This is a genomic window from Halanaerobium polyolivorans (assembly GCF_020711195.1).
Lineage (GTDB): Bacteria > Bacillota > Halanaerobiia > Halanaerobiales > Halanaerobiaceae > Halanaerobium > Halanaerobium polyolivorans.
In genome coordinates this window covers 14,408-40,171 of sequence record NZ_JAJFAT010000014.1, presented here as the reverse complement: position 1 = coordinate 40,171, position 25,764 = coordinate 14,408, and the positions used below count along the sequence as shown (strand labels likewise).

Here is a 25,764-nt window from a genome sequence, read left to right as displayed (position 1 = left end):
TTAAACAAAGCCTTTCTTTTTTAAAAATGAGTAGACAAAATCAATACCTTCTTCATTATTTTCAACTACTACTTTGTCTTTTTCTTCAAAGTTCTTATTATAGGTATTAACTACCTTTGTTAAAGATCCTTTAAGACCTATTTCTTCTTTAGCAAGACCTAGCTCTTGATTGGAAATGATATCTAATCTATCACTAACATCTAAAGACATATTCTCATATTCAATATAAGGTAGTTTATAATCACTTTCTTTTCTAAGGCTCAAGATAGCAGGCAGCTGCATTGCATAAGTTAATACATTTTCTCCATTTTCTACTTCAATCACTGCCTTGGTTTTTTTAAATCTTGCCAGGTCAATTTTAGTTATATTTGACATTTGGTTTAAACCCAATAACTCTCCTATTTGAGAAGGGATATGTGATGTATCACCATCCAGGCTATTTGTTCCTGTTAAAATACAATCAAATTCTTTATCTTTTAGATAATGGGACAATATTTTACTTGTTGCATAAGTATCACTACCTGCAAATAACTTATCGGAAATAATGCTTGCTTTATCAACATTTCTTCTCAGCAGATCTTCAACAAAGGGTTTAACCGATTTTGGACCCATTGTTATAACTTCTATCTCATGCTCAGGCTGATGCTCTTTCAATTCAAGGGCAAAAGCTACTGCACAGGCATCATCAGGATTAAGTATTAATTTTACATTATCTCTAATTAAGATATTCTTTTCATAATCGTATTTTATATCCTCTACATTAGGAACATATTTAACAAGACAGATAATTTTCATAATTATTTATGCAACCTCTTCCTCTATAATTTCTTGTGTTTCTTTTTGATTTATTCTATAGAAAGCAAATGCGATCAAGATGCCGATTAGTCCCACTACAGCACTAACTATAAAATAAGCATTATAACCACCATTGGGACCAAAAGTATCAAATAGTAAGGTATTTACCTGAGGTATGATTATATCTGGGAAGTATCCTATCAGTGATATTAAACCTATTGCAGTCCCCATAATAACAGGTTTTATTTTTGCTTTCCCAAGTAATGCCCAGTATGTACCTCTAATGGCATAATAAAAAACAGCAAATACTACCGCTAATGCATAAAAAATAAAGTTATTAAGTGTTACAGGTAAAGTAGCAATTAAAAGAAGACAAAGAACTCCACCTGCTAGTGCTCCCCCGATAGTTTTCTCTTTACCGATTTTGTCAGCTAAATATCCCCCAACAAAACCACCTACCGGTCTCATCCATAAAACAATACTCATAACAGTACCAACCGCTACTGAACTTGCTCCGACATTTGTTTCTAGAAAACCCCCAACATAATATGAGGTCCAAAAAACCGCATAACCCATGAAAACAATACCACCCTGGAGGTATACATATTTATTCTTTAAAACCTTTTTTATATCAGAAAGTTCAAATTGTGAAGTCTTTTCTTTTTGCTTTGTATTTTTAGAGGTCTTTTTCTGTTCCTCCACAAAAAAGAAGACAAGAACTGCGGTAATTAATAAAACAAATGAATACATATATATCACTGAAATTAAAGCATCGGTTCTTGCAGCTAAGGCGGTACTATTTCCTAAAATTCTAGCAAAGATAAATGCTGCTAAACTTCCCAGAGCTGCTTCTACAATACCTCTACCCCCATCTAGAATACCAAAAAATCTTCCTTCATCTTCATCACTAGACAGCATTTTTACCAGTTTCATATGGGCACTCCAAAAAGTAAATACTGTGAAGAATCCCCAGATTGCAAATATTATTTGTATTTGCGAATAATCTGGAACTCGGGCAAACCAAAAGCCTCCTAAAGAAGTTCCCAAAAGAGAAACTGTTAATAATTTTTTGGCAGAAAATTTATCACTGAGAAAACCACTTGGTAAGTAACCAATAATAAAGACTATCCCTAATATAGAGTAAATTGTATTTAACTGGGCTGCGGTCATATTAAAGACCTGAAGTATACTTTCTTGAAATTGAGTTCTTAAATATACCACAGGATATATAACTCCAGCAGATAAAACTATTAAAGCAAATTGAATATACCTTTTTAAATCCTTAGTTTTTATATTATCAAACATTATTTCCTCCTTTTTTAAGTCGAAGTTGATATGATCAATAACTTGTTTTGCTAAATTTAAAAGATTCTAAATTTTATAAATAAAAAATAATTAAATTTAACAAATTAAAACTGATATTCTGTTTTAATTTAAGCTCTTTTCTGATAAAATATTTAGGAGGATTCCTTCTTTGAATATTAGAACAATGCCTGTTGTTTTATTAGAAATTCAAAGAAGGATACCTCTTTTTTTATTTATTTTTATTTATTTTTCTTTATTTATATATTTTTTAATCCCATCTTCTTTAGGGAAAATTGATCCATAATTCATAATATCATTTGGATCAAATACTTCTTTGAGCTTTTCCAGCATATAATATGCAGATCCATGTTCTTCTTTAGTCCATTCACTTCTGTATTTTCCTATTCCATGGTGATGACACATTGAACCACCTTGTTTTAAGGTCTCTTCTACAATAATCTTGTGAATTGGATGGTGATAAACTCTTAATTCATCTTCAGGTGCACAATTGATTTCATAATTGTAGACAAAATATAAATTTGTTCCGTTAATATAACTGTGAGATGAATGACCACCAAGCAGAGTTAATTCATGAGCACGAGGAAATTCTTCTTTAATTCTCCTCATAACATTATTATAAATTACCGGTATAGTTTCCCAATTAGCAGATATTTCTGTGGTGAATCCGGTATGTGAATCATTTTCAATCATACCTTCATATTCATCATCAATATCTTGTTGTGACCAGTTTAAGTTATTAAACCAGTTTTCAATTAGTTCACTATCCACCTCTTCTATAATACCATCACTAAACTTTTCAACTGCTTCTTCAATTGCTTCACCAGTAGCCTCAACAATATTTTCTGGTCCTTCTGCCATTAAAATCAGAACACATTTATCTTTACTGAAGTGATAGAAATGTTGATTAGCATCCTCTTCAGAATATGCTCTTGCCACTGAAGGACGGTAACCATTAACCATTACTTCTCTTAAAACTTTGATCCCTGTTTCAATGTCCTCTGTAAGATAACCATAAAACTTATTGTTATCAGGATAATATTTAAATATTTTAACTGTAACTTCTGTTATGTAACAGAGTGTACCCTCATTACCTATTGCAATATGCCTAATATCCGGGCCACCAGCTCTTCTAGGAACATTTTTGATATTAGCTATGTGTCCATCAGGAAATACACACTCTAATCCAATAACCATATCTTCAATTCCACCATATAAAGTTGAAAGCTGACCTATACTTCTTGTTGCCACAAGGCCACCCATTTTTGCTACAGGTTTAGATTGTGGAGAATGTCCAGTTGTAAAGCCTTTTTCTCTAAGGGCATTTTCCAGTTCTTCTAATGGCACTCCTGCCTGAACTTTTGCTTCCATATTATAAGTATTGATATCTACAATCTTGTCTAAATTTTCTGCATCAATAATTATGGTATTTTCTTTCCAGTTTTCTAACCCCCCTTCTGTTGAAGTATCACCACTTCTAGGAATTACATTAATCTTTTGCTGATTACAAAATTCTAAAATGCTGCTTACTTCTTCTGAGGAATTCGGATAAACTATTGCTGCTGGTTTAGGAACATCAACAGCATTGCGTGCATAAGCAAATTTCTTATACCTATCCACTGATGCTTCATATAAATCTTCTTCATTGGTATTTACCTGTTCTGCCGACAATAAATCAATTAGATCGTCCACAATTTCTTTTTTCTTAGCTTGCTGAGCTACACTCACTTTTTCCCACCTCATTTTGATGATTTTAAATTTTTAAATTTATTTGACTATTTCAATTTAAACTCATTATAATACGCAAATTTGTCGATGTCAAGAGAAAAAGTAGAAAATTTTCGTTTTATTTGCTTTTTTTATAGTTATAATGGAAAACTTTCTACTTTTTGTTTCTATATAATTCCATTAAAAGATTTTAATTCTATATTTTTTTTATCTACAGGCATAAAAAAACTCAACCAGCAAAGAAAATTCAATTTCTTTAATGGTTGAGATATAATATCGAGATATTTTTTTCTGTTTATCTTTCAAAATCAAAACCTGGGATAGCAACTTTCTTCTCAAACTTATTAAATAAATGGACAAAGATAATTATTACAACTAGATAAATTAAAGCGACAACCATATAGACATTAAAGAATTGAAAATTACGGCTGGCAATTAACTTACCCTCTGTCATCAGTTCTTTAGCACCAATAACATAGGCTAAAGAAGAATACTTGATCATATATATAAATTCATTTGTCCAGGCAGGAATAACCCTTCTTAAGGCTTGAGGTAAAACTACATGAATAATTCCCATCCATTTTGTCATTCCCAGAGAAAGAGCAGCTTTAAGCTGACCTGAACTTACCGATTGGATTGAACCCCGTAAATATTCAGCCTGATAGGCACCTGAGTTAATGATAAAGCTGATTACCGCTGCAGTAATAGGAGCAAATCGAATCCCATAAGCTGGTAAACCATAATAAATAATGAATAACTGTACCAGTAATGGAGTTCCCCTAATAATAGCTATAAAAGCGGTAACAGTTCTTGAAACCAGCTTATTTCCATAGATCTTACCCAGGGAAAGAAAGATCCCTAAAATAGTACCAGATGTACAGGAAATAAGGGTAATTAATAAAGTAACACCTAAACCTCTAAATAAGAGCGGATAAAAATCAAGAAATATATCTAACATTATTCTTCACCCTCACCATATAAATCAGTTAACTTAAAGAGAAATTCTCTGGTTCTTTTATGCTCAGGATTTTTAAATAATTTTTCTGGGGGACCCTGTTCAATAATATGGCCACCTTCCATAAAAATAAGCTCATCTGCTACAGTTCTGGCAAAACCCATCTCATGGGTAACGATCAACATCGTCATCCCTTCTTGAGCTAAATTCCTCATAACTGTTAAAACTTCTCCGGTTAATTCTGGATCTAAAGAAGAAGTAGGTTCATCAAACAAAATCAATTTAGGTTTCATCGCTAAAGCTCTAGCTATACCAACCCGCTGTTTTTGACCACCAGATAACTGAGAAGGATAAGAATCGGCAAAACCACCTATTCCCACTCTTTCCAGTTCTTCCATAGCAATTTTTTCTGCTTCTTTTTTATCCATCTTTTTAACCTTTGTTAAACCAATCATCACATTACCTTTAGCAGTAAGATGATTAAATAAACCAAAATCCTGGAATACAAAACCAATCTGCTGCCTAATCTGGTTGATCTTTTTGGTTGAGGTGATCTCCACATCTTCTAAATAGATCTTACCACTAACAGGAGGAACTAAACGAATAATATTATTTAAAATAGTACTTTTTCCAGTTCCACTTGGTCCAACTATAACTTTGGTTTCTCCTTTATTTAAAGCAAGAGAAATACCCTTTAGTACTTCATCTTCACCAAAGCTGTGATGTAAATCCTCTATTTTTAATAAATGCTTAGTAGGCATCTGAATGTCCTCCTTCGATTCCTATCCCCGGTATCTTGTATTTCTTTTCAAATAAAGAGAGGGCCAGGTTAATAGTAGTAGTTAAAACAAAATAAATTGCGGCAACAGTTAGGTAAATAACCATCGGCTCATTAGAAGTAGCGATAAAATAATCTCCCTGTCTAACCAATTCCACAACCCCAATTGTAAAAGCAAGTGAGGTATCTTTTAAAACAATTGCTGATTCATTAGTAACAGGAGGAATTGCAATTCTAATTGCCTGTGGAGCAATAATATGGGTAAAAGCGGTTAGCTTGTTCATCCCTAATGACATTGCAGCCTTCAGCTGTGAACCACTAACAGATTGAATCGCTCCCCGATAAATCTGTGATTGATAGGCTGAACTTCTCAGTCCTATCCCTAAGACAGCAGCCCTAAAAACAGGAATTCTAAAACCCAGCATCGGTAAAGCATAATTTATCAATAAAAGTATAACCAGCAGGGGAATACTTCTAGCAATTCTCTCATAAATGGCAGTAAAAAAAGTTACCACCTTATTCCCATATACCTGGGCAAAAGCTAAGGGCAAACCAACAACTACACCTAAAAGAAGGCTCCAGAATGTAAGCTGGATAGTAACAACTGTACCCCTAAGTAAAAATGGTAATGCACTTTGAATTAAATCAATATTTTCTATCATAAAATAACCCTTTCTTAAAACAAAAAAATACTAAAGTTTTTAGTAAAATAAAAGCTTAAAGCCAGAGTTAATAATAAACTCAACTGCTTTAAGCTTTTAGATATTTCAATAGCTTATACAATTTAATATTATACTAGCTTAGAACCAAAAATTCAATTATTATTTTACTCAAAGTACTTTTCGATTAATTCATCCATTGTTCCATCTGCAATAACCTCTTCTAAACCGGCATTGATTTTTTCTAATAATTCATCATTACCTTTGGCAACAGCCATTCCGTATTCTTCACCGGTAATAATCTCTGCTACAACTTTAACAGGATTGCCCTGACTATATGTTTCACCAACAGGTTTATCTAAAACAACACCATCGATATTTCTATTTGACAGATCTCTAATAACTAAGACAAAACTATCATAGTTTCTAACATTACCTGTTAAAATACCGGGCTCAACTAAATGATCCTGTACCCAGAGATCACCAGTAGTACCTGTTTGAACACCAATATCATTATCACCAAATAAAACAGGTAAACCAACTTCAGAGTCCTCATGAACTAATACAGACTGATTGGCAGAATAGTATGGATCAGAAAAGTTAAATAGTTCTTTTCTTTCTTCAGTAATAGTCATAGCAGCTGCAATAATATCAATACTGCCGGTAGTTAAAGCTGGAGGTAGAGAATCAAAACTGATATCTCTAAATTCAACCTCAAAACCCTGTCTTTTACCAATCTCGGTAATTAAATCCATATCAAAACCAACAATTTCTCCATCTTCTACATACTCAAAAGGTGGAAAACCAGCACTGGTTCCTACTACATAGGTTTCAGCATAAGCTGAAAAACTAAAAGCAAACACAGCAAAAACTAAAAGCATTAAAACTAAAGTCTTTTTCATTATTAAATTTCCTCCCTTAAAAATTGTTTTTTCTAAATACTCGCTCCTAAGATAATAATTACTAAAAGCAAAAAAAATATTCTTTAATCTTTAATAAAGAAAGATTATTTAAAGTTAATTTTACTACATTAAAGCTGAAAAATCAAGCAACTTAGCTGATAATCCCTTTATTTATTTACTCTGCTAAATACTGATCTACCGATTTTGCAGCCTTTCTACCTTCATCAATGGCATTAACAACTAAGCTCTGACCTCTGCGCATATCTCCAGCAGCAAAAACTCCTTCAAGATTTGTTCTAAAATCACCATAAGCTGCCTTAACATTAGAACGCTGATCTTGATCTAAAGCATTTGCTGAGATAAAGCTATCTTCAGGTCCTAAAAAGCCCATTGCGATCAAAACCAAATCGGCAGGCCAGATCTTTTCTGTACCCTCTCTTTCTACAGGAATAAAGTTATCATTTTCATCTTTATCCCAGTTGATCTTAACAGTTCGAAGTGCTTTGACATGACCTGACTCATCTTTAATAATCTCTTTGGTCATAATTAAATATTCTCTGGGATCAGAACCATAAAGTTTTTTGGCTTCTGCCTGCCCATAATCTAACTTCTCTATTTTGGGCCATTCTGGCCAGGGGTTATTGAGCTGTCTTTCCTTAGGGGGTTGGGGCATAATCTCAAACTGAGTTACACTATTACAGCCCTGACGAATAGAAGTAGCTACACAGTCAGTACCCGTATCCCCACCACCAATTACTATTACATCCTTATTTTCAGCTGAAATATAAGCTGGGTTTTCTGCATCTAAAATCTTTTTGGTATTTTCTTTAAGGAATTTTACTGCAAAGTGGACACCTTCCGCATCTCTACCGGGAACCTTAAGATCTCTAGCTTTTGTTGCTCCAGCAGCTAAAACAACCGCATCATTATCTTCCTGCAGCTCTTTTAAACTCAGATCTTTACCAACTTCAATCCCGGTTTTAAATTCTACTCCTTCTTTTTCCATAATATCCAGTCTTCTTTTAACAACCTCTTCTTTATCAAGTTTCATATTTGGTATACCATAGGTTAATAATCCACCTATTCTATCCTGACGTTCATAGACTTTAACCCAGTGGCCTAATTTATTTAACTGATCAGCTGCTGCCAGACCGGCTGGACCTGAACCAACAACTGCCACAGCTTTGCCACTTCTACTTTCAGGTGGTTGTGGTTTAATCCAGCCTTCAGCAAAAGCCTTCTCTATAATCTGATATTCATTTTGTTTAATGGTTACTGCAGGCTCATTCAGGCCTAAAGTACAAGAACCCTCACAGGGAGCAGGACAGACCCTACCTGTAAACTCGGGGAAATTATTGGTTTTAAGCAGTCTTCTAACAGCTTCTTTCCACTTCCCTTTATAGATCAAATCATTCCATTCTGGTATCAAATTATTAACCGGACAACCTGAAACCATACCTCCAATTTCCAATCCACTGTGACAGAAAGGTATTCCACATTCCATACAGCGGGCTCCCTGAATTTTAGCAGCTTCTTCACTGCAGAACTTAGTTTTAAATTCCTGCCAATCTTTAATTCTATCTTCAACCGGGCGCTCTTGTGGCACTTCCCGCTGATATTCTATAAAACCAGTTGCTTTACCCATAATCTATTCTCCTCTCCTGCTTTAATTACCGCTGACACGGGCTTTGTCTTGAGCATTTTCTTCAAAAGCTCTCATTAAGGCATCATCTCTACTTAAACCCTGTTCTTTAAAGTCTTCGATTGCTCTGATCATCCGCTGATAATCTCTAGGCATAACTCTAATAAATTTATGCTTATATTCTGACCAGTTATTTAAGATTTCTTCTGCTTTAAGACTACCTGTATAAGCAAGATGTTCTTCGATCATTGCTTTAACTATCGGGCCATCTTCAACCTCAGTTAGAACCTCTAAATCAACCATCTCCTGATTGGCTTTTTGAACAAAATCTCCTTCTAGATCAAGTACATAAGCTGTTCCTCCGGTCATTCCAGCCGCAAAATTACGACCAACCGAGCCGAGCACAACAACTCTACCACCTGTCATATACTCACAGCCGTGGTCACCAAGCCCTTCTATAACAGCTTCAGCTCCACTATTACGGACCGCAAATCTTTCTCCGGCTACTCCTTCTATATAGGCTTTACCAGCAGTAGCACCAAAAAAGGCTACATTACCGATAATAATATTTTCATCAGCTTTAAATGAGGCTTCAGCCGGTTTTTTAACAATTACCTTACCACCAGATAATCCCTTAGCCAGATAATCATTACTGTCTCCACTCAAGCTAAATCTTACCCCTTTGGGTAAATAGGCGGCAAAACTCTGTCCAGCTGAACCTTTGAAATTCAATTTAATAGTATCTTCTTTTAAACCAGCTTGACCATATCTCTTTGTTATTTCACTACCGAGAATGGTTCCAACCACCCGATCGGTATTTTTAATCGGCAGGTCTTTTTCTATTGCTTCTCCAGTTTCAATTGCAGCCTTTGTTAGCTCAAGCAGTTCTCTCAGATCATAACTATTTTCCAGGCCGTGATCTTGTTTTTGCTGACAGAAAACAGCTTTCTTTTTGGCAACGTCTGGCTGATGTAGAATTGCTGAATAATCAAGCCCTTTTGCCTTCCAGTGATCAAAAGCCTTATCTCTGCCTAACCTATCAACCCGACCTACCATCTCATCAATAGTTCTAAAGCCTAAGGCTGCCATTTCCTCTCGCAAGTTTTCAGCCATAAAACGCATGAAATTAACAACATGTTCTGCTTTACCGGTAAATTTCTTTCTTAATTCTGGATCCTGGGTTGCAACTCCAACCGGACAGGTATTTTTATTACAGACCCTCATCATCACACAGCCTAGAGCAACTAAAGGGGTTGTTGCAAAACCATATTCCTCAGCTCCCAACATTGCTGCAACTGCCAGGTCTTTACCTGTCATAATCTTACCATCTGTTTCTAATTTAACTCTATCTCTTAGATTATTCATAACCAGGGTTTGATGGGTTTCAGCTAAGCCAAGCTCCCAGGGTAAACCTGCATGTCTTATACTGGTTCTAGGAGAAGCTCCTGTACCTCCATCATAACCTGAAATCAAAATTACATCTGCCTTACCCTTAGCTACTCCAGCTGCTACAGTACCTACTCCAACCTCTGATACCAGCTTAACATTTATATCAGCATCACGGTTAGCATTTTTAAGGTCATGGATCAGCTGGGCTAAGTCCTCGATCGAATAAATATCATGATGAGGAGGAGGAGAGATCAAACCAACTCCTGGGGTTGTTCCTCTTACTTCAGCTACCCAGGGATAAACCTTTTTACCCGGCAGCTGACCACCTTCACCAGGTTTTGCCCCTTGAGCCATCTTGATTTGAATCTCCTCAGCAGAAACTAAATAACTTGAATCAACCCCAAAGCGACCTGAAGCAACCTGTTTGATAGCACTATTGCGGAGATCACCATTTTCATCTCTTGTATAACGCTCAGGGTCTTCTCCACCTTCACCTGTATTAGACTTACCACCGATTCTATTCATAGCAATGGCAAGTGCTTCATGGGCTTCTCCACTGATTGATCCATATGACATTGCACCTGTTTTAAAGCGCTTCATAATATTTTCAGCTGCTTCAACCTCTTCTAAAGGAATAGCTTCAGCAGTATAATCAGGCTCAAGCAGTCCCCTTAAAGTTAACATTTTATCACTTTGATCATTTATTTTAGCTGCATATTCTTTATATAGTTGATAATTATCTTCTCTTACTGCTCTCTGCAGCAGATAGATTGTTTCTGGATTATATAGATGTTCTTCTCCATCTTTACGCCAGCCAAAATTGCTGCCGGGATCAAGGGTATCTCTTTCTATTTTGATTCCCTTAAAGGCACTATCATGTCTAAGCTGACTTTCTTTGGCTATTTCTTTTAAGCCAATTCCGCCGATCCGAGAAGGAGTACGACAGAAATACTTATCAATTACTTCATCTCCGATTCCTATCGCCTCAAAGATTTGGGCACCTCTGTAACTTTGGATAGTTGAAATCCCCATCTTGGCCATTACCTTAATAACACCTTTGACAGAGGCCTTAATATATTTTTGCACTGCCTTTTTGCTATCCATATCTAAATAGCCTTCTTTAACCAGCTCAACTATAGAGGCATAGGCCAAATAGGGGTTAACAGCATCTAAGCCATAACCAATTAAGAGAGAAAAATGATGTACCTCTCTTGGCTCACCTGATTCTAAGACAATCGAAACCTTAGTTCTACTACCATTTTTAATCAGATGATGGTGAATAGCAGATACAGCAAGTAAGGCTGGAATCGGCATCTGATCAGCATCAACTTTTTTATCTGTTAAGATGATAATATTTGTTCCTTCTGCAATTAATCTATCAACCTCAGCAAAAAGATCTTTAATTGCTTTTTCTAAATCATTTTCTTTTTTGGCAAAGACAATATCTATTTCGGCTGTTTTAAAACCGGGCTGATCAAGCTCTTTGATCTTTTTAAGCTGAGCATTAGTCAAAAAAGGATCTTCTAATTCCAGCTGTCTACAGCTTTTAGCCTCTGGTGCAAGCAGATTAGCTTCTGAACCCAGATATGATTTGCTGGCAGTAATCAACTTCTCTCGAATCGAGTCAATAGGAGGGTTTGTTACCTGAGCAAAAAGCTGTTTAAAATAATTATATAAGAGCTGTGGTTGATCAGATAAAACAGCCAGTGAGGCATCATTACCCATTGATCCAATAGGATCAACTCCATCTCTAGCCATCGGAATCAAGATTTTTTGTAGATCTTCATAACTATAGCCAAAGCTTTTCTGCATTCTGAGCAGCCGCTTTGAATCGATCTGCAGATCCTGCTCACTATCTTGATCATTATTTATCTCTTCCATTTTAATTAGATTATGATCCAGCCATTTGCCATAAGGCTCAGCTGAAGCGATTTCTGCTTTAAGTTCTTTATCATTGATAATCCTGCCCTCTTCGGTATCTAAGAGCAGCATTCTACCAGGTTCAAGCCTCTGTTTGCTGACTATCTTTTCTTCCGGTAGATCTAATACTCCCACCTCTGAAGCAACTATTAAAAGATCATCATCGGTAATATAATAGCGGGAAGGGCGGAGACCATTTCTATCAAGTACTGCCCCTACTCTTGTTCCATCTGTAAAGGCCATAGCAGCTGGACCATCCCAGGCTTCCATTAAAGTACTGTGGAAGTGATAAAAATCTCTTTTTTTCGCTTCCATTAAATCATTATGCTCCCAGGGCTCTGGAATCATCATCATTATCGAGTGGGCCAGAGACCTACCTGATAAATGAAGAAATTCTAATGCATTGTCAAAACGAGCTGAATCACTACCATCTTCATTGATAACCGGCAGCAGTTCAGCTAAATCATCACCAAAAGCCTCAGTTGCAAAAAGACCTTCTCTTGCCCGCATCCAATTTTGATTACCAAGCATGGTATTAATCTCACCATTGTGGATTAAATAGCGGTTGGGATGGGCTCTCTCCCAGCTGGGAAAGGTATTTGTACTAAAACGAGAATGAATAAGGGCTATTGCTGATTTAAGCCTAGGATCACTCAGCTCAGGGAAAAATCCCTTAAGCTGGCCTGGAGTCAGCATCCCTTTATAGACTAAAGTTCTACTGGACAGAGAAGCTAGATACAGCTCCCCCTTATATTCTGAATTTCTAAGCTTTTTTTCTAATTTTTTACGAATTAAATATAGTTTACGTTCAAAATCAATCCCTGCTTCTACCTCAGCAGAGCGCTGAATAAAAATCTGCTTAAAATAGGGCATAACCTCTCTAGCTGAGTTACCAATTTCCGATGCATCAATTGGTACATCTCTCCAGCCGAGAACTTTTTGCCCCTCATCTGCAGTAATATCTTCTATTATTTTAACTATCACATCTCTTTTTTCTTTTTCAGGAGGCAGGAAGACCAATCCCACTCCATAATCACCTAACTCAGGTAGCTGAAAATCATTTTCTAAAGCCTTAGCTCTTAAAAATTGATCAGGAATCTGCAGCAAAATACCTGCTCCATCTCCTGTGTTTTCTTCACTGCCTGTAGCTCCTCGGTGACTTAAATTTACCAGCACCTCAAGTGCCTGTTCTACTATCTGGTGGGACTTTCTTCCTTTTATATGGCTTACAAAGCCCATCCCACAAGCATCATGTTCAAATTCTGGACTGTACAATCCCTGCTTTTCAGGCATTCTACTAAATCGCATAATAATCATTCCTTCTCTTAAATATTTTCGCTTCTCTCCTGCTAATTAAATCTTAAAAGGTGTACTTCATAGTATAAATCTAAAAGCTGAAACTGTAAATAGAAGTCATGATTTCTATACCTGTATACAGGGATTATATGGAGAAATTGACTAGATTGATAAGACCCGCATCAACTGTTCACTTAAATTACTGAGCAGTTTTGGGCTAGCTGCCATTATTGTTTCCAAATCAGCTGGTCTGTCAATAATACTGAAATAGGCATCAATACCATGGTCTAGAACTTTTTCTACCCCTTCACCTAAGCTCCCTGCTAGAGCTATTACAGCTATCTCTTTTGCTTGAGCCCGCTCTGCAGCTCCTGTAGGTACCTTACCATAAATACTCTGGCCATCTAACATCCCTTCACCAGTTATTAAAAGGTCAACCCCTTCCAGCCTGGACTCAAAATCAAGACTGTTTAAAATGATCTCAATTCCTGATTTTAATTCTGCTCCCAAAAATACTGCTAAACCAGCTCCAAGCCCACCAGCTGCACCAGCACCAGCTATTTTATTGCTGTCAACACCAAGCTCCTGTTTAACAACCTGATTAAAAATCCTCAAATTTTGATCTAAAACTTCAACCATCTCTTGATCAGCACCTTTTTGAGCTGCATAAACATAAGCAGCTCCATTTTTACCATAAAGAGGGTTATCTACATCACAGGCAGCTAAAATTTCTACTTTTTTTAATCTCGGATCTAAAGTGCTTAAATCTATATTTTTTATTTCAGCTAAACTTTCTCCGCCAAAAGCTAAGGGCCCACCATTTTTATCGGTAATCTTTGCTCCCAGGGCCTGGGCCATCCCCACCCCAGCATCATTGGTAGCACTACCCCCAATCCCAATAATTATCTTTTCTACTCCCTTATCTAAAGCTGCTTTAATCAGCTCTCCTGTCCCATAAGTAGTTGTTTTTAAAGGATTCCTCTCTTCTTCACTCAGCAGTGGTAATCCAGATGCAGCAGCCATTTCTATTACAGCAGTATTCTGCTCTCTTAAAAGACCATAAAAAGCTGTAACTTTATCTCCCAGTGGACCTTTAACCTCTTTTTTGATAATTTCTCCACCAGCAGCATCTACCAAAGACTGAACCGTTCCTTCTCCACCATCAGCCAGAGGAAGCAAATCAACCTCAATCTCTGAGTCAAAGTTTTTAATCCCTTTTTTTATATTTTCTGCAGCCTCTAAAGCTGTTAATGAACCTTTAAATGAATCTGGGGCAACAAGAACTTTCATGATTTACCACTCCTTATTTTTTTAAAAAAAGAATATACTATTTAAATTATAAGTCAGAAAGTTTAAAAGTACAAATTTGCTATTATGAATTTTTCAGCATATAATTATATTAAGAAAAGAGGAGATAAAATGGATATAGAAAAAATCAAAGAAATTCTTTCAAATAGAAAAGAAATAATATTTGCTTATCTTTTTGGATCTTTTGCTGAAAATAAAGAAAACCCTCTTAGCGATATAGATTTAGCAATATATATAGACCAAAACAAAAAACCCCAGAGTGGAGTTTTTGGTTATCGAAGCGAATTAATAGTAGAACTTCAAGCAGCTGTTAATAGAGATATTGATCTAGTCATCTTAAATAATATAACTGCAGCATTTGCCCATGATATTTTAAAAAATGGAGTACTATTAATTAATAAATCAGCTCAAAAAAGAAATCGCTTTCATGAAAAGACAATGCGAGAATATTTAGATTTTTTACCAATGTATAAAGTACAGTCAGAATATTTGACTAAAAGAATAAAAGAAAAAAGGTTTGGGAGTTGAAAATATTATGAAACGAAAAATAGTCAATAAAAAAATTCAGGAATTAGACAAATATTTAAAACAGCTAAGAAAATATGAAGGCATTTGCGCTGATGAACTTAAAAATGATTTGGATAAAATGTGGATAGTAGAAAGAGGCTTACAGTTATCCATTCAGTTAATTCTCGATATTGGAAATCATATTTTAGCTGATAAAGGAATTTCAGTAGATAAATATGCTGATATATTTATAAAACTAGGAGAAAATAATATTATCCCTAAAAAATTTGCTGAAAATATAAAAGGTATGGCTGGATTTAGAAACATTCTTGTACATGAATATGCTGAGATAGATGTAGAAATTATAGCAAATGTTTTAAATAATAGCCTTGATGATTTTAAAAAATTTGCAGAACATATCAATAATTATCTTGAAAATAAATAGCACACTAATTAAAGGTACCAGGTACTTAAATTTAAGTGCCTGGTACCTTAGTCCTTAGTTTTTTTAAGCTTTACCTTTTTTAAATATTTCTTTAATTTTAAACTTAACAATATTTGAAGTTCTACCTTTTTTAGTAATCTCTGTAACTTCTTTATTAAGTTCTCTAGCCAGAATCTTTATGACTCGGGGCCCACAAAAACCTCCCTGGCATCTTCCCATTCCAGCTCTTGTTCTTCTTTTAACTGCATCCATAGTTGTAGCAGCTATATTTGAATGAACTGCATTTACTATTTCTGCTTCTGTTACTTTTTCACAGCGGCAAACAAGATGTCCATAAGCAGAATTTTGTTTAAAAAGTTCTTCTTTTTCTTGATAAGAAGCTTTGTGAAAAGCTTTAGGAATATTTCTTTCTGCTTTAAAATTATCTTTTTTCCTAATTTCTTTGTTAAGGAGATTTAGTTTTTCTTCTTCATTGAGCAGTATTTCTACTACTTTTTCTGCTATAGCAGGAGAAGATGCAAGCCCTGGTGATTGGATTGCTGCTGCCTGAATTAAACCCTTTATTTTTTGGGAAGCTTCAATAACAAAATCCTCCTTATAATTGGCAGCTCTTACTCCACTAAAAATAGTAATAATATCATTGTGATCGATACCATCAACAATTGAAGTAAATTTCTCCATAATAGTATCAATATCTTTTTGACTGACAGCCTTATTATTTTTCTCAGCAACTTCAACCGCTGTTGGTCCCCAGAGTGGATTACCTTCAGGAGTCAGTTGGGCAACCCCACCTTTGGTATGTTCAGAAGGTGTAGTCCCAACTGCTCTAGTTAATACATCTGATTTTTCTTTATCAAAGATTATTAAACTGCCTCTTCTAGGATGGATACTGAACTGTCTATCTCCAGCTAGCTCAGCTACCTGATCAGCATAAACCCCAGCTGCATTAATCAGATATTTACATTCTATGACACCTTGATCTGTATATACCTTGTTGATTTCTCCATTCTGATTATCAACTGCAGTTAATTTAGTTTCCAGCTTGAATTCTACCCCATTTTCTACAGCATTTTCGGCCAGGGCAACAGTAACTTCATATGGTGCTACATAAGCTGCTGAAGGTGTCCAAAGAGCAGAGCTAACTTTATCTGATAAATTAGGCTCTAACTCTCTGGCTTCTTCTCCACTCAGTATTTCTATTCCAGGCACATTATTTTTTTTACCCTTTTCATAATACTTTTCTATATGTTTTTTATCTTCTTCACTAAACCCAACCACTAAAGAGCCGGTTCTATCTAAATCAAAGTTTAGTTCTTCAGCCCATCTATCATATTTAGCATTTCCTTTTACATTAAGTTCTGCTTTTAAACTACCTGGAGTAGCTGCATAACCAGAATGAATCATTCCATTATTGGCTTTAGTAGTTCCTTCTGCTAGATCTGAATTTTTGTCTATTACAACTATATCCAGCTCATATCTTGAAAGTTCTCTAGCAATAGCAGAGCCGGTAACACCTGCCCCAACAATTAAAACATCTGTTTTTTTAATTAGTTTTTCATTTACTATCTCTGCTTCAATAGTAGTTTTTTTCTTTTCAGCTGTATCAATATTGTTAATGACACCTTTTACTGAATCTAAGCTAGCAGCTAAATGACCAAACTCAACTACCTCTTCCCAGTTATCAACTACCCCAGTTAGTTTAATCACATTATTAGCCTGAACTTCTATTTCTATATCATATTTATTTAATTTTTCATTTTCTTTAATCAACTTTTTTAGATGAGCAATCATTATATTCCTCCCATCACAACCACTAAATATCTTCTAAATCAAAATCGAGCCATCTTGCAGCTCTATCAACTGCTCTTCTCCATTTAAAATATTCTTCTTTTCTTTTTTTACTATCTAATTTAGGTTTAAAAGTACTTTCCATATCTACTGCATTTTCTAGCTCTTCTTGCTTCCAGAAACCTGTGTATAGTCCTGCCATTTGAGCTGCTCCAAGACTGGTTGCTTCAATTGAACCAGGTCTATCTACCTGAGCATCTAGAATATCTGCTATACGTTGAGCTAAGAAGTTATTTTTAGATACTCCTCCATCAATTCTAACCATTTCCATATCAATTTTAGCTTTATTTTCTACAACATCACAGATATCTTTAATCCTGAACGCTATAGCTTCCAGAGTTGCTCTAACGATATGCTCTTTTTTTGCTCCCCGACTAATACCGATAATTGTTCCCCTGGCAAAAGAATCCCAGAATGGTGCATTTAAACCTGTTAAAGCAGGTACAAAATATACTCCATTACTATCAGCAACAGATTCTGCCATAGCTTCAGTTTCAGCTGCATCATCAATTATTTCCAGGCCTTCTTTAAGCCACTGAATCGCTGAACCAGTTGTTCCTGCATATCCTTCTACTGCATAAGTAGTAGTATCACCAATTTTCCAGGCAATTACAGTATTTAAGCCTGCTCCAGGAACTACACATTGATTTCCAATATTGATATCCACAAATGAACCGGTCCCATTTGTGATTTTGGCTGTTCCTGCTGTTCTACATTCTTGAGCAAAAAGTGCAGCATGTTGATCAGCAATTGAGCTTCTGATTGGAATTGCAGTCCCAAATATTTCAGGGTCAGTTTGACCAAAATCGCCAGAATCATTAATGATCTCTGGATAAATACTAACAGGTACACCTAAATAGTCAAGAAATTCTTCATACCATTGATTAGTTTCCAAATTAAGACTACCGGTTACAGAAGCATTAGAGTAACTAATTGCATGTTTTTTACCACCTGTAAGTTTCCAGATCAACCAGGTATCCATCGTGCCAAATAAGATATCTCCAGTCTCTACTTCTTTTTTAACTTCTGGCTTGTTTTCTAATAACCACTGGATCATCATTGAAGAATAAACGGGAGCTACTTCCCAACCGGTTTTTTGTCTGGCTTTTTCTCCCCACTCACTATTTTTGAGTTCTTCACATTCTTTTGCAGTTCTGCTGTCCTGCCAGACTATAGCTTTATGAATAGGTTTACCTGTATTCTTATCCCAGAGTACACAGGTTGCTCGCTGGTTTGTAATTCCAATTGAATCAATTTGATCAGCACTTATATCTGCCTCTGCCATAGCTTTTTTGCAATTTTCTAAACTTTTTTGATAAATTTCTTCTGCATCATGTTCTACCATATTTTCTTCGGGAGTATACTGAGTAAATTCCTGATAACTTTGAGCAACAATATTAAATTCCTTATCAAAGATTAACGATCTCGTTCCTGTTGTGCCCTCATCAATAACCAGTACATATTTTTTCATTTTCTTTCTCCCTTCCTCTTTTAAATACTAGTTTGATAAAATAGTTTTTTGAGTGAAATTTAAGAATGAACAATCGACTTCAACTTTGAGCTTAATTTCTTAGGATTTTCAGATTGAAAAATTGAGCGACCAAAAATTATTCCAGATGCACCATTACTAAGATAGGCCTCTGCATTGGCAATAGTTTGCTTTTTTCCTTTGTTTTCACCTCCTGCAATTAAAACCGGGATATCTAGACATGAAATAATTTCCGAAAGTTTTGCTGTTGAACCTGGATAGATCATTTTAATAATATCTGCCCCTAAATCCTGAGTAATTCTTGTATAAAGCTTCATAATCTCTAGCTCAGCTTTTTTTTCAGGCTCAACTTTCTCACGGGCAAAGCGGGGTTCAATTATCAATGGGATCCCATATTCTCTGGACTGTCTAATATATTCTTGATTACGTTTAATTTCTGCTGCTTCAATTTCTGGATCAGCTGAGCCAAAATAAAGATATGACATCACAGCATCTACTCCGGCTTTTAAAGCATCAGCCAGAGAAAAAAGTGACTGGGTTGAACCTTCATAATAGGGAAGTATTTCTTTACGGCTGTAATTTTGATAATCAACCTGTAAAATGACTGCAGCTTTATCTTTTCCGTAAAAAAGTTCTTCCACAAATTTAAAAGTGCCTGGATTTAAAATAACTGCATCTACCTCATCAACAACTTGGCTGAGGTTCTCCTTAATTTCAGCAATATTTTTCATTCCTTTAATTGCTCCATAAATTATTGAATGAGAATATGCCATTATTAAAGCCTTATTATCTTCTGGGCCAAAAATTCTTTTCAATCTAATTGCTTTTCCACTTCTCGAATCCATCAAATCACCATACCTCAATTAAATCTGTAAAGTAGACAAATTCCTCTTCATAACCATAATTTTTTAAAGCTTGATAAGCATAGGGATCAAAAAGCAGTAATTTTTTATGAATTGATCTTTGGATCTGTTTTAAGCCATCTTCTAAAATAGCAGTTCTTAGCTCTTCAGGAAAAAGAAATAATTCATATTCTGCACAGAGTGGAAACTGCCAGATATTAACCTGATTCAACCTGGCTCCTTTTCTGTAGAGAGGCAGGAATTCTACTGCTGCTTTGATTTTGCTTTCTTGATTACAATCTGCTAAATTATTTATTTTATTACTATAGTTTAGATAACGAGTATAGAAACTACCTGCATAAAGATAAAGACTCTGTTCAGCCTTTATTTTTTCTAAAATATCCAGGATATTAATAATTCTAAAATTATGTTCTATGGCTAATTTATCGGCAAAATGATTTAATAAATATTGACTCTGTCCACTTATAGTAATTATCTCTTTTATATTTTTATCTTCTAGCTCTGCAAATAATTCTTCTAAATGTTTTTTGCCAGCTTCTACAAAACCATAAACAAAATATTCCCAACCTGGAAAATGATGTTCAAGTTGATCACTAAAGACAATATCTTTACTGCTGAAAAACCGTCCCAGCTTTTCTAGTGAATGGGGAATATATTTTAAAGTCTGATCATCTATAAAAAGGTAAGTAGTTGAGTCTGCTGATTGGGGTAATTTCTCCTTGTATTTTTGAAATTCACTTTCTTCGATATCTAAGAGATGACCATTATTTGCTTTGATTAGCTGCTCTATTTTTTCTAATTTTTCAGCTAAAACCCCAGATTTGTTGAGCAGCTCCCTACCCAAAATCATAATATCAGTATAATCTTCAGGAGATTCTCCAAAATTCTGCCATCTTTCACCCTGTCTTGATAACAGAGATTTAAAAATTATTTCAGCATTGTAGGGGGAAGCTTCCAGCTCTCCATAATATAAAGAGCGAATAAGCTGTGCCTTACGAGAAGGATAATCGTGCATTTTTTTAGTGGCTCTAAATTCAGGGTTATATGCTAAGCCCTGGTCCATACTTATAACCTGTTTATTTAATTGCTCAAGGTAATTATCTAATTTATAGGAAATCATAGACCTAACACCCCTCTATTCAATAATCTATTTGGATCAATTTTTTCTTTGATTGCTTCAAGTAGATAGATTCCTGCGTCTCCATGTTCTTCAACAAGCCAAGGAGCTTTAGCCTTTCCAATGCCATGGTGATGTGAAACATTACCACCATTTGCCAGACTGGCCTCAATAGCTTTTTTCAAACAAAGATTATATAACTCTTCTCCTTGATAATCATCATCTGTTTTAGCATGAAAGATAACATAAACACTTGCTCCTGAATGATAGAAGTGAGAAAAATGACAATCTACATAATCACAGAGAGGTTCTAAAGCCTTTCTCATTTCCCGCCAAACATTTTCTATTTTATTCCAAGGGGCTGCTACCTCTATTGCATCTGCAGTTCCACCTTTTTTCCGGTCATAATCAAGCATTCCTTTGGTTGAAAAGCGAGTATTAAACCAGTTTTCTCCACCTTCTTCACCCTTATATTTACCTCCATGAGAAATACAAACTTCTCTAACTTTTTTCCTTTCAATTTCAACAATTTCTTCTAAACCTTCATAAACCAAAAATAGTACACACATTCCTTTTTCATAAGCAAGCTTTTTAATTTTCGGCTCAGATTCTACTTCATCATAGAGCCTGACAACAGGTGGATTAATCCCCAGCCGCATGAAATTTCTCACTGCTTCTAATCCAGAATGGGTATCTGGAAATGTATAAGCTTCAAAAGCTCTTTTTTCTGCTAAAGGATAAATCTTCATCTCAACCTCAGTAATAATTCCATAAACTCCTTCACTACCAATAAATAAGTATTTTAAATCAGGACCTGAAGATTTTCTTGGTGCTTTATGGCTTTTAAAAAGCTGACCATCTGGCAGTACCACCCTAAGAGAATTTACCATATCACACATCTTACCATATTTAGTTGAAAAAGTTCCGATAGCATCAGTGGCAGCCATCCCACCAAATACAGCACTTTGAAAAGATTGGGGATAATGACCACAAGTATAGCCTTTTTCATTTAATCTGTTTTCAAATTCTGCACCTGTTAAACCAGCTCCAGCAACTGCTGTTAAATTTGTGGGGTTTATCTCAAACTTACGCATTTTTTTAGTATCAACCATTATTTCATTATCTTCAGCAATACTTCCACCAACTATCCCGGAACCGCCTCCATATGGTATCAACTGCACTTTGTTTTTATGAGCAATTTTCATAATTTTAATCAGCTCGGCTTCACTTTCAGGTGCTAAGACTGCATCTGGCAGATACTTATATTCAGCCTGAAGTATCCATTTGTATTCAACTGGAAATGTAGCATGGGCATAGATAAGCCTTTCCTCTTTTTGAGTGTATATTTCAAGTTGAGGAAGTTCTTTTTTGATTTCAGTTATGTATTTCTTATTTAGCTCTTTCATTCTTTAACCACCTTTCTATTCATCATTTTTTAAAGCAAGAAAATGGTGCTGATAAATCTCACTATTATAGAATGCTTCAGTGAAAAATAATATTTTACCTTCTTTGTTATAGCCGACCTGATTTCTCTCTAAAATCGGTATTTTATGGTCGACCCTAAAAAGTTCTTCCATATCTTTTGTGCTGATAGTTGCACTTACATATTCACGACTATAGGCTATGCTATTTCCTGATTTTTTTCTGATTAATGAATATAGAGAACCCCCTTCATAATCTTCTACATTGATCTTTGTTTCCTTAGTTAAATATGTTCTTAAATAAATCATCGGCTTGGCTTCTACTCCCAGTAACCTTTTTAATAATAATAAATCACTAGCATAATATTCATCTATACCACTAAAATTATTAAAAAATTTTTCTGGTAATTCTCTTACCTCCCATTCACTTAAAAATGTTTCAGCTTTTAAACCTTTTTGCTTCATTTTAGCATGAAAACCCTGATATTGATTTAAAGCAGATTTAATATATTGAATAGATTGATTAATAACCTTGACTCCTTTTGATCTTTCTTTAACTACAAAACCTTCATCTTCCAATTCTTCTAAAGCTCTTCTAACAGTTATTCTGCTGACATCATATTCTTCACAGAGTTCTCTTTCTGTAGGAAGATAACTGCCGATTTCAAATTTATTATTTTTTATTTTTTCAGCTAATGATTCTTTTACTTTTAAATATAGTGCTTTCTCAGACATAATAAGCCCCCTCTATATTACAATTTTTAATATTGTTATAATGATTTATCTTAATTATAATTACTTTATTCTTAATTGTCAATAATTTTTGAAAATTTATTTTATTCATACCCTTGTTCATTAATATCTAATTATGTCGCTTAATGTCTGCTTTTAGGTGATTAGCTTAAATCGTAATAATAATGCTTACTATTGCTTGAAAATTCTATTTATATTATATATAATTAAAAATATTAATATTCTAGAATTTAATTACAATTAATGTCAATAAATTTAAGCTTCAATTTATAAAAGGAGGGCTAATATGAAATTATTCAATGAAGAAAACTGCAAAAAATTATTCGAAAAAAATAAAAACCTGGCCTTAATAATCATTCAGATTGATAAAGAAAAGCAGGAGGCTTTAATCAAATACTTAAGTGCTGGAGCCGAGAAACTATTAGCTTATAAAAAAACTGAATTGTTAGGAAAAAACATTCAGCATATATTATCTGATAGTCAGGCCAATTTAATTAAAGATATTTTGGATCAACCTTTAAAAAATGATCTGATTTTAAATAATGTAGAGTTAATCAAAAAGAATAATGAAAAAATTAAAACTGAGATTGAGCTTTATCCTTTTAATCTTGATGTAAAAAACAAAAACAAAATCAGCTTTGCTTTAAATGTTTTGAGCTTAGAACAGTTTAATGAAAAGCTGCAAAGCATTTTAAACAATGTTGAAAATGCCATCTGGTCTGCTTCCTGGCCTGATTATGAAACTTATTATATCAGTCCTTCTATTCAAAATATTTATGGTTATGAAGCTGAAGAATTTGAGGATAATTTCAAGCTCTGGTATGATTGTGTTCACCCTGAAGACAAAGCTAAAGTTAAGGAAACATATAATGATCTATATGAAAATGGCTTTTCAAGAAAAGAAATGAGGATTATTAAAAAAAATGGTGAAGTCATCTGGGTAGAAGACCAAAATAAATTAATTTATGATGGAGAAAATAATCCAATCAGGATTGAAGGAATAGTTAAAGATATTACGGAAAGAAAAAAATCAGAAGCTAAGTTGAAATTTCAGCTTAAATTTCAAGAATTAATTTCTGATATCTCGGCAAATTTTGTTAAATTAGATCCTCATCAATTTGATGAGGCAGTCGATTATGCTTTAGAAAAAGTAGGTAAGTTTTTTGAAATAGACCGCAGCTACTTATTTTTAACCTCAGAAGATGGGAGCAAAAGCAGCAATACCCATGAATGGTGTCGAGATGGTATAGAACCCAAAATTGATCAACTACAAAATCTAGATAATGATGCTTTCCCCTGGTTTAGAGATAATTTAGTTGAAAATAATTATGTTTATATAGCTGATTTAAATCAATTAAGTGAAGCTGCTGCAAATGAAAAAAGATCTTTAAAAGCACAAAATATTAAGTCTTTAGTTGCAGTTGCTATTTTCGATAAAAATGACTTGAGAGGTTTTCTTGGCTTTGAATCGGTCAAGAAAAAAAGAGCCTTTAGTAAAGAAGTAGTATATCTTTTAGAAGTATTAGGAGATCTTATTTCAGCTGCTTATAGTAAATACTTGAATTTTAAAGAAATCAATTATTTAAATATCCATGATAAATTAACCGGCTTATATAACAGAAAAGCTTTTATTAAAGAGATGAAAAAAATTGATCAGCCGAAAAATCTTCCACTCGCTATTATTATGACAGATATTAATGGCCTCAAATTGATAAATAATAGTTATGGCCAAAATATAGGTGATCAAATTATTATTAAAAGTGCAGAACTTTTAAATTCAACTCTTAAAAAGAGTGATATTATTGGCCGTTGGGGTGGTGATGAGTTTATTATTTTAATGCCAAATACCCATAAAAAAGAAGTTGAGTTATATACAAGGGAAATTAAAAATCTTATCAATATTGAACCTCAGAGTAAAATTGATATCTCTTTAAGTGCCGGCTCAGCCTTAAAAATAAGCGCCAATGAAGACATATTTGAACTAGTTCAACAGGCTGAACAGGCCCTTTTTACTGATCAGCTGACAAAAGAAAAGAGCAGCAAAAATAAAATTGTAAAAAGCTTATTAAGCACCTTAAGAAATAAGAGCGATGAGACTGAGAATCATTCAATCAGGATGGCAGAATTAGCTCAAGATTTAGGCAGGAAAGTTGGAGTAGGAAATGATGAGTTAAATAAACTGGCTCTATTAGCAAATATCCATGATATTGGTAAAATTGCTATACCAGAATCAATCCTAAATAAACCCGGCAAACCAAGTGAAGAAGAGTGGAAAATACTAAAAACACATCCTATAAAGGGAGCAGAAATAGCAGCTGAAACCGATGAATTTGCTCCAGTGGCTGAAGAAATTTTAAGCCACCATGAACACTGGGATGGTAGTGGATACCCCAGAGGGCTAAAGGCTAAAGAAATCCCTCTCTTAGCAAGGATATTAAGCATAGTTGATGCTTATGATGTAATGATCAATGAAAGGCCATATAAAAAAGCGATGACTAAAGAAGAAGCTGTTTTGGAATTGAAGAGTTGTGCAGGCAGCCAATTTGATCCAGAATTGGTAGAAAAGTTTCTGCAGATAATTGGTTTTGAGGTTTTAGTTAAAAGCAATTAATTTTTCTTTAACAGA

At 34.6% G+C, this 25,764-nt stretch carries 19 protein-coding genes; 3 read left to right on the top strand and 16 right to left on the bottom strand.

The window, feature by feature from the left end; all coding sequences use genetic code 11:
* The 10 genes from LJ207_RS09865 to LJ207_RS09820 all read right to left on the bottom strand — a co-directional run bounded on the left by LJ207_RS09865 (window position 1) and on the right by LJ207_RS09820 (window position 14,677).
* A complete protein-coding gene (locus LJ207_RS09865; RefSeq protein ID WP_229346332.1) occupies window positions 1–795 on the bottom strand; it encodes an electron transfer flavoprotein subunit beta/FixA family protein in 795 nt (264 codons plus the stop codon).
* A gap of 6 nt (window positions 796–801) precedes the next feature.
* Window positions 802–2,100, bottom strand: a complete 1,299-nt coding sequence (locus LJ207_RS09860) for an MFS transporter (RefSeq protein ID WP_229346331.1) — start codon at window positions 2,098–2,100, stop codon at window positions 802–804.
* Window positions 2,101–2,343: 243 nt separating this feature from the next.
* Window positions 2,344–3,861, bottom strand: a complete 1,518-nt coding sequence (locus tag LJ207_RS09855; protein ID WP_255666848.1) for an FAD-binding oxidoreductase — start codon at window positions 3,859–3,861, stop codon at window positions 2,344–2,346.
* Between the two features lie 280 nt (window positions 3,862–4,141).
* A complete protein-coding gene (locus LJ207_RS09850) occupies window positions 4,142–4,804 on the bottom strand; it encodes an amino acid ABC transporter permease (RefSeq protein WP_229346329.1) in 663 nt (220 codons plus the stop codon).
* Window positions 4,804–5,562, bottom strand: coding sequence for an amino acid ABC transporter ATP-binding protein (locus tag LJ207_RS09845; protein WP_229346328.1), 759 nt, complete (start codon window positions 5,560–5,562; stop codon window positions 4,804–4,806). Before LJ207_RS09845 ends, LJ207_RS09850 begins: the two co-directional genes overlap by 1 nt.
* A complete protein-coding gene (locus tag LJ207_RS09840; protein ID WP_229346327.1) occupies window positions 5,552–6,241 on the bottom strand; it encodes an amino acid ABC transporter permease in 690 nt (229 codons plus the stop codon). The genes LJ207_RS09845 and LJ207_RS09840 overlap by 11 nt, the downstream gene beginning before the upstream one ends.
* Before the next feature lie 164 nt (window positions 6,242–6,405).
* Window positions 6,406–7,140: a basic amino acid ABC transporter substrate-binding protein gene (locus LJ207_RS09835; RefSeq protein ID WP_229346326.1), complete on the bottom strand. Its 735-nt coding sequence runs from the start codon at window positions 7,138–7,140 to the stop codon at window positions 6,406–6,408.
* A 175-nt stretch (window positions 7,141–7,315) separates the two neighbouring features.
* The gene (locus tag LJ207_RS09830; protein ID WP_229346325.1) at window positions 7,316–8,785 is read right to left on the bottom strand and encodes a glutamate synthase subunit beta; all 1,470 of its coding nucleotides are present in this window, start codon (window positions 8,783–8,785) and stop codon (window positions 7,316–7,318) included.
* A gap of 21 nt (window positions 8,786–8,806) precedes the next feature.
* Window positions 8,807–13,399, bottom strand: coding sequence for a glutamate synthase large subunit (gltB, locus tag LJ207_RS09825; protein WP_229346324.1), 4,593 nt, complete (start codon window positions 13,397–13,399; stop codon window positions 8,807–8,809).
* Window positions 13,400–13,549: 150 nt separating this feature from the next.
* Window positions 13,550–14,677, bottom strand: a complete 1,128-nt coding sequence (locus LJ207_RS09820; RefSeq protein ID WP_229346323.1) for a glycerate kinase family protein — start codon at window positions 14,675–14,677, stop codon at window positions 13,550–13,552.
* Window positions 14,678–14,806: 129 nt separating this feature from the next.
* Between LJ207_RS09820 and mntA the strand changes: the two genes are divergently transcribed.
* Window positions 14,807–15,223 carry a type VII toxin-antitoxin system MntA family adenylyltransferase antitoxin gene (mntA, locus tag LJ207_RS09815; protein WP_229346322.1) on the top strand — a complete coding sequence of 139 codons (417 nt, stop codon included), beginning with the start codon at window positions 14,807–14,809 and terminating at the stop codon, window positions 15,221–15,223.
* 7 nt (window positions 15,224–15,230) lie between these two features.
* The gene (gene hepT, locus LJ207_RS09810; protein ID WP_229346321.1) at window positions 15,231–15,647 is read left to right on the top strand and encodes a type VII toxin-antitoxin system HepT family RNase toxin; all 417 of its coding nucleotides are present in this window, start codon (window positions 15,231–15,233) and stop codon (window positions 15,645–15,647) included.
* 63 nt (window positions 15,648–15,710) lie between these two features.
* Here hepT and LJ207_RS09805 read toward each other — a convergent pair whose 3' ends face one another.
* From LJ207_RS09805 to LJ207_RS09780, 6 genes are read right to left on the bottom strand one after another with little or no spacing between them, the layout of a single operon-like run.
* Window positions 15,711–17,438, bottom strand: coding sequence for an FAD-dependent oxidoreductase (locus LJ207_RS09805; RefSeq protein WP_229346320.1), 1,728 nt, complete (start codon window positions 17,436–17,438; stop codon window positions 15,711–15,713).
* A 22-nt stretch (window positions 17,439–17,460) separates the two neighbouring features.
* The gene (locus LJ207_RS09800) at window positions 17,461–18,966 is read right to left on the bottom strand and encodes an FGGY family carbohydrate kinase (RefSeq protein ID WP_229346319.1); all 1,506 of its coding nucleotides are present in this window, start codon (window positions 18,964–18,966) and stop codon (window positions 17,461–17,463) included.
* Window positions 18,967–19,025: 59 nt separating this feature from the next.
* Window positions 19,026–19,829 (bottom strand): class I fructose-bisphosphate aldolase, encoded by an 804-nt coding sequence (locus tag LJ207_RS09795; RefSeq protein ID WP_229346318.1) that lies wholly within the window; start codon window positions 19,827–19,829, stop codon window positions 19,026–19,028.
* Window positions 19,830–19,833: 4 nt separating this feature from the next.
* Window positions 19,834–20,967 (bottom strand): hypothetical protein, encoded by a 1,134-nt coding sequence (locus LJ207_RS09790; RefSeq protein WP_229346317.1) that lies wholly within the window; start codon window positions 20,965–20,967, stop codon window positions 19,834–19,836.
* Window positions 20,964–22,370 (bottom strand): FAD-binding oxidoreductase, encoded by a 1,407-nt coding sequence (locus LJ207_RS09785; RefSeq protein ID WP_229346316.1) that lies wholly within the window; start codon window positions 22,368–22,370, stop codon window positions 20,964–20,966. The genes LJ207_RS09790 and LJ207_RS09785 overlap by 4 nt, the downstream gene beginning before the upstream one ends.
* Before the next feature lie 15 nt (window positions 22,371–22,385).
* Window positions 22,386–23,120: a GntR family transcriptional regulator gene (locus tag LJ207_RS09780; RefSeq protein ID WP_229346315.1), complete on the bottom strand. Its 735-nt coding sequence runs from the start codon at window positions 23,118–23,120 to the stop codon at window positions 22,386–22,388.
* A 304-nt stretch (window positions 23,121–23,424) separates the two neighbouring features.
* On the opposite strand from LJ207_RS09780, the gene LJ207_RS09775 reads away from it, so the two are divergent.
* Window positions 23,425–25,749, top strand: a complete 2,325-nt coding sequence (locus LJ207_RS09775) for an HD domain-containing phosphohydrolase (protein WP_229346314.1) — start codon at window positions 23,425–23,427, stop codon at window positions 25,747–25,749.
* The last annotated feature ends 15 nt before the right edge of the window (window positions 25,750–25,764 follow it).

Bases quoted from the DNA above. Each gene is read 5' to 3' on its own strand.
- LJ207_RS09860 (WP_229346331.1), bottom strand. From the start codon at position 2,100: ATGTTTGATAATATAAAAACTAAGGATTTAAAAAGGTATATTCAATTT.
- LJ207_RS09790 (WP_229346317.1), bottom strand. From the start codon at position 20,967: ATGATTTCCTATAAATTAGATAATTACCTTGAGCAATTAAATAAACAG.
- LJ207_RS09780 (WP_229346315.1), bottom strand. From the start codon at position 23,120: ATGTCTGAGAAAGCACTATATTTAAAAGTAAAAGAATCATTAGCTGAA.
- mntA (WP_229346322.1), top strand. From the start codon at position 14,807: ATGGATATAGAAAAAATCAAAGAAATTCTTTCAAATAGAAAAGAAATA.
- LJ207_RS09800 (WP_229346319.1), bottom strand. From the start codon at position 18,966: ATGAAAAAATATGTACTGGTTATTGATGAGGGCACAACAGGAACGAGA.
- LJ207_RS09830 (WP_229346325.1), bottom strand. From the start codon at position 8,785: ATGGGTAAAGCAACTGGTTTTATAGAATATCAGCGGGAAGTGCCACAA.
- LJ207_RS09855 (WP_255666848.1), bottom strand. From the start codon at position 3,861: ATGAGGTGGGAAAAAGTGAGTGTAGCTCAGCAAGCTAAGAAAAAAGAA.
- LJ207_RS09775 (WP_229346314.1), top strand. From the start codon at position 23,425: ATGAAATTATTCAATGAAGAAAACTGCAAAAAATTATTCGAAAAAAAT.
- LJ207_RS09805 (WP_229346320.1), bottom strand. From the start codon at position 17,438: ATGATTGCTCATCTAAAAAAGTTGATTAAAGAAAATGAAAAATTAAAT.
- LJ207_RS09840 (WP_229346327.1), bottom strand. From the start codon at position 6,241: ATGATAGAAAATATTGATTTAATTCAAAGTGCATTACCATTTTTACTT.
- hepT (WP_229346321.1), top strand. From the start codon at position 15,231: ATGAAACGAAAAATAGTCAATAAAAAAATTCAGGAATTAGACAAATAT.
- LJ207_RS09795 (WP_229346318.1), bottom strand. From the start codon at position 19,829: ATGGATTCGAGAAGTGGAAAAGCAATTAGATTGAAAAGAATTTTTGGC.
- LJ207_RS09820 (WP_229346323.1), bottom strand. From the start codon at position 14,677: ATGAAAGTTCTTGTTGCCCCAGATTCATTTAAAGGTTCATTAACAGCT.
- LJ207_RS09785 (WP_229346316.1), bottom strand. From the start codon at position 22,370: ATGAAAGAGCTAAATAAGAAATACATAACTGAAATCAAAAAAGAACTT.
- gltB (WP_229346324.1), bottom strand. From the start codon at position 13,399: ATGCGATTTAGTAGAATGCCTGAAAAGCAGGGATTGTACAGTCCAGAA.
- LJ207_RS09865 (WP_229346332.1), bottom strand. From the start codon at position 795: ATGAAAATTATCTGTCTTGTTAAATATGTTCCTAATGTAGAGGATATA.
- LJ207_RS09845 (WP_229346328.1), bottom strand. From the start codon at position 5,562: ATGCCTACTAAGCATTTATTAAAAATAGAGGATTTACATCACAGCTTT.
- LJ207_RS09835 (WP_229346326.1), bottom strand. From the start codon at position 7,140: ATGAAAAAGACTTTAGTTTTAATGCTTTTAGTTTTTGCTGTGTTTGCT.
- LJ207_RS09850 (WP_229346329.1), bottom strand. From the start codon at position 4,804: ATGTTAGATATATTTCTTGATTTTTATCCGCTCTTATTTAGAGGTTTA.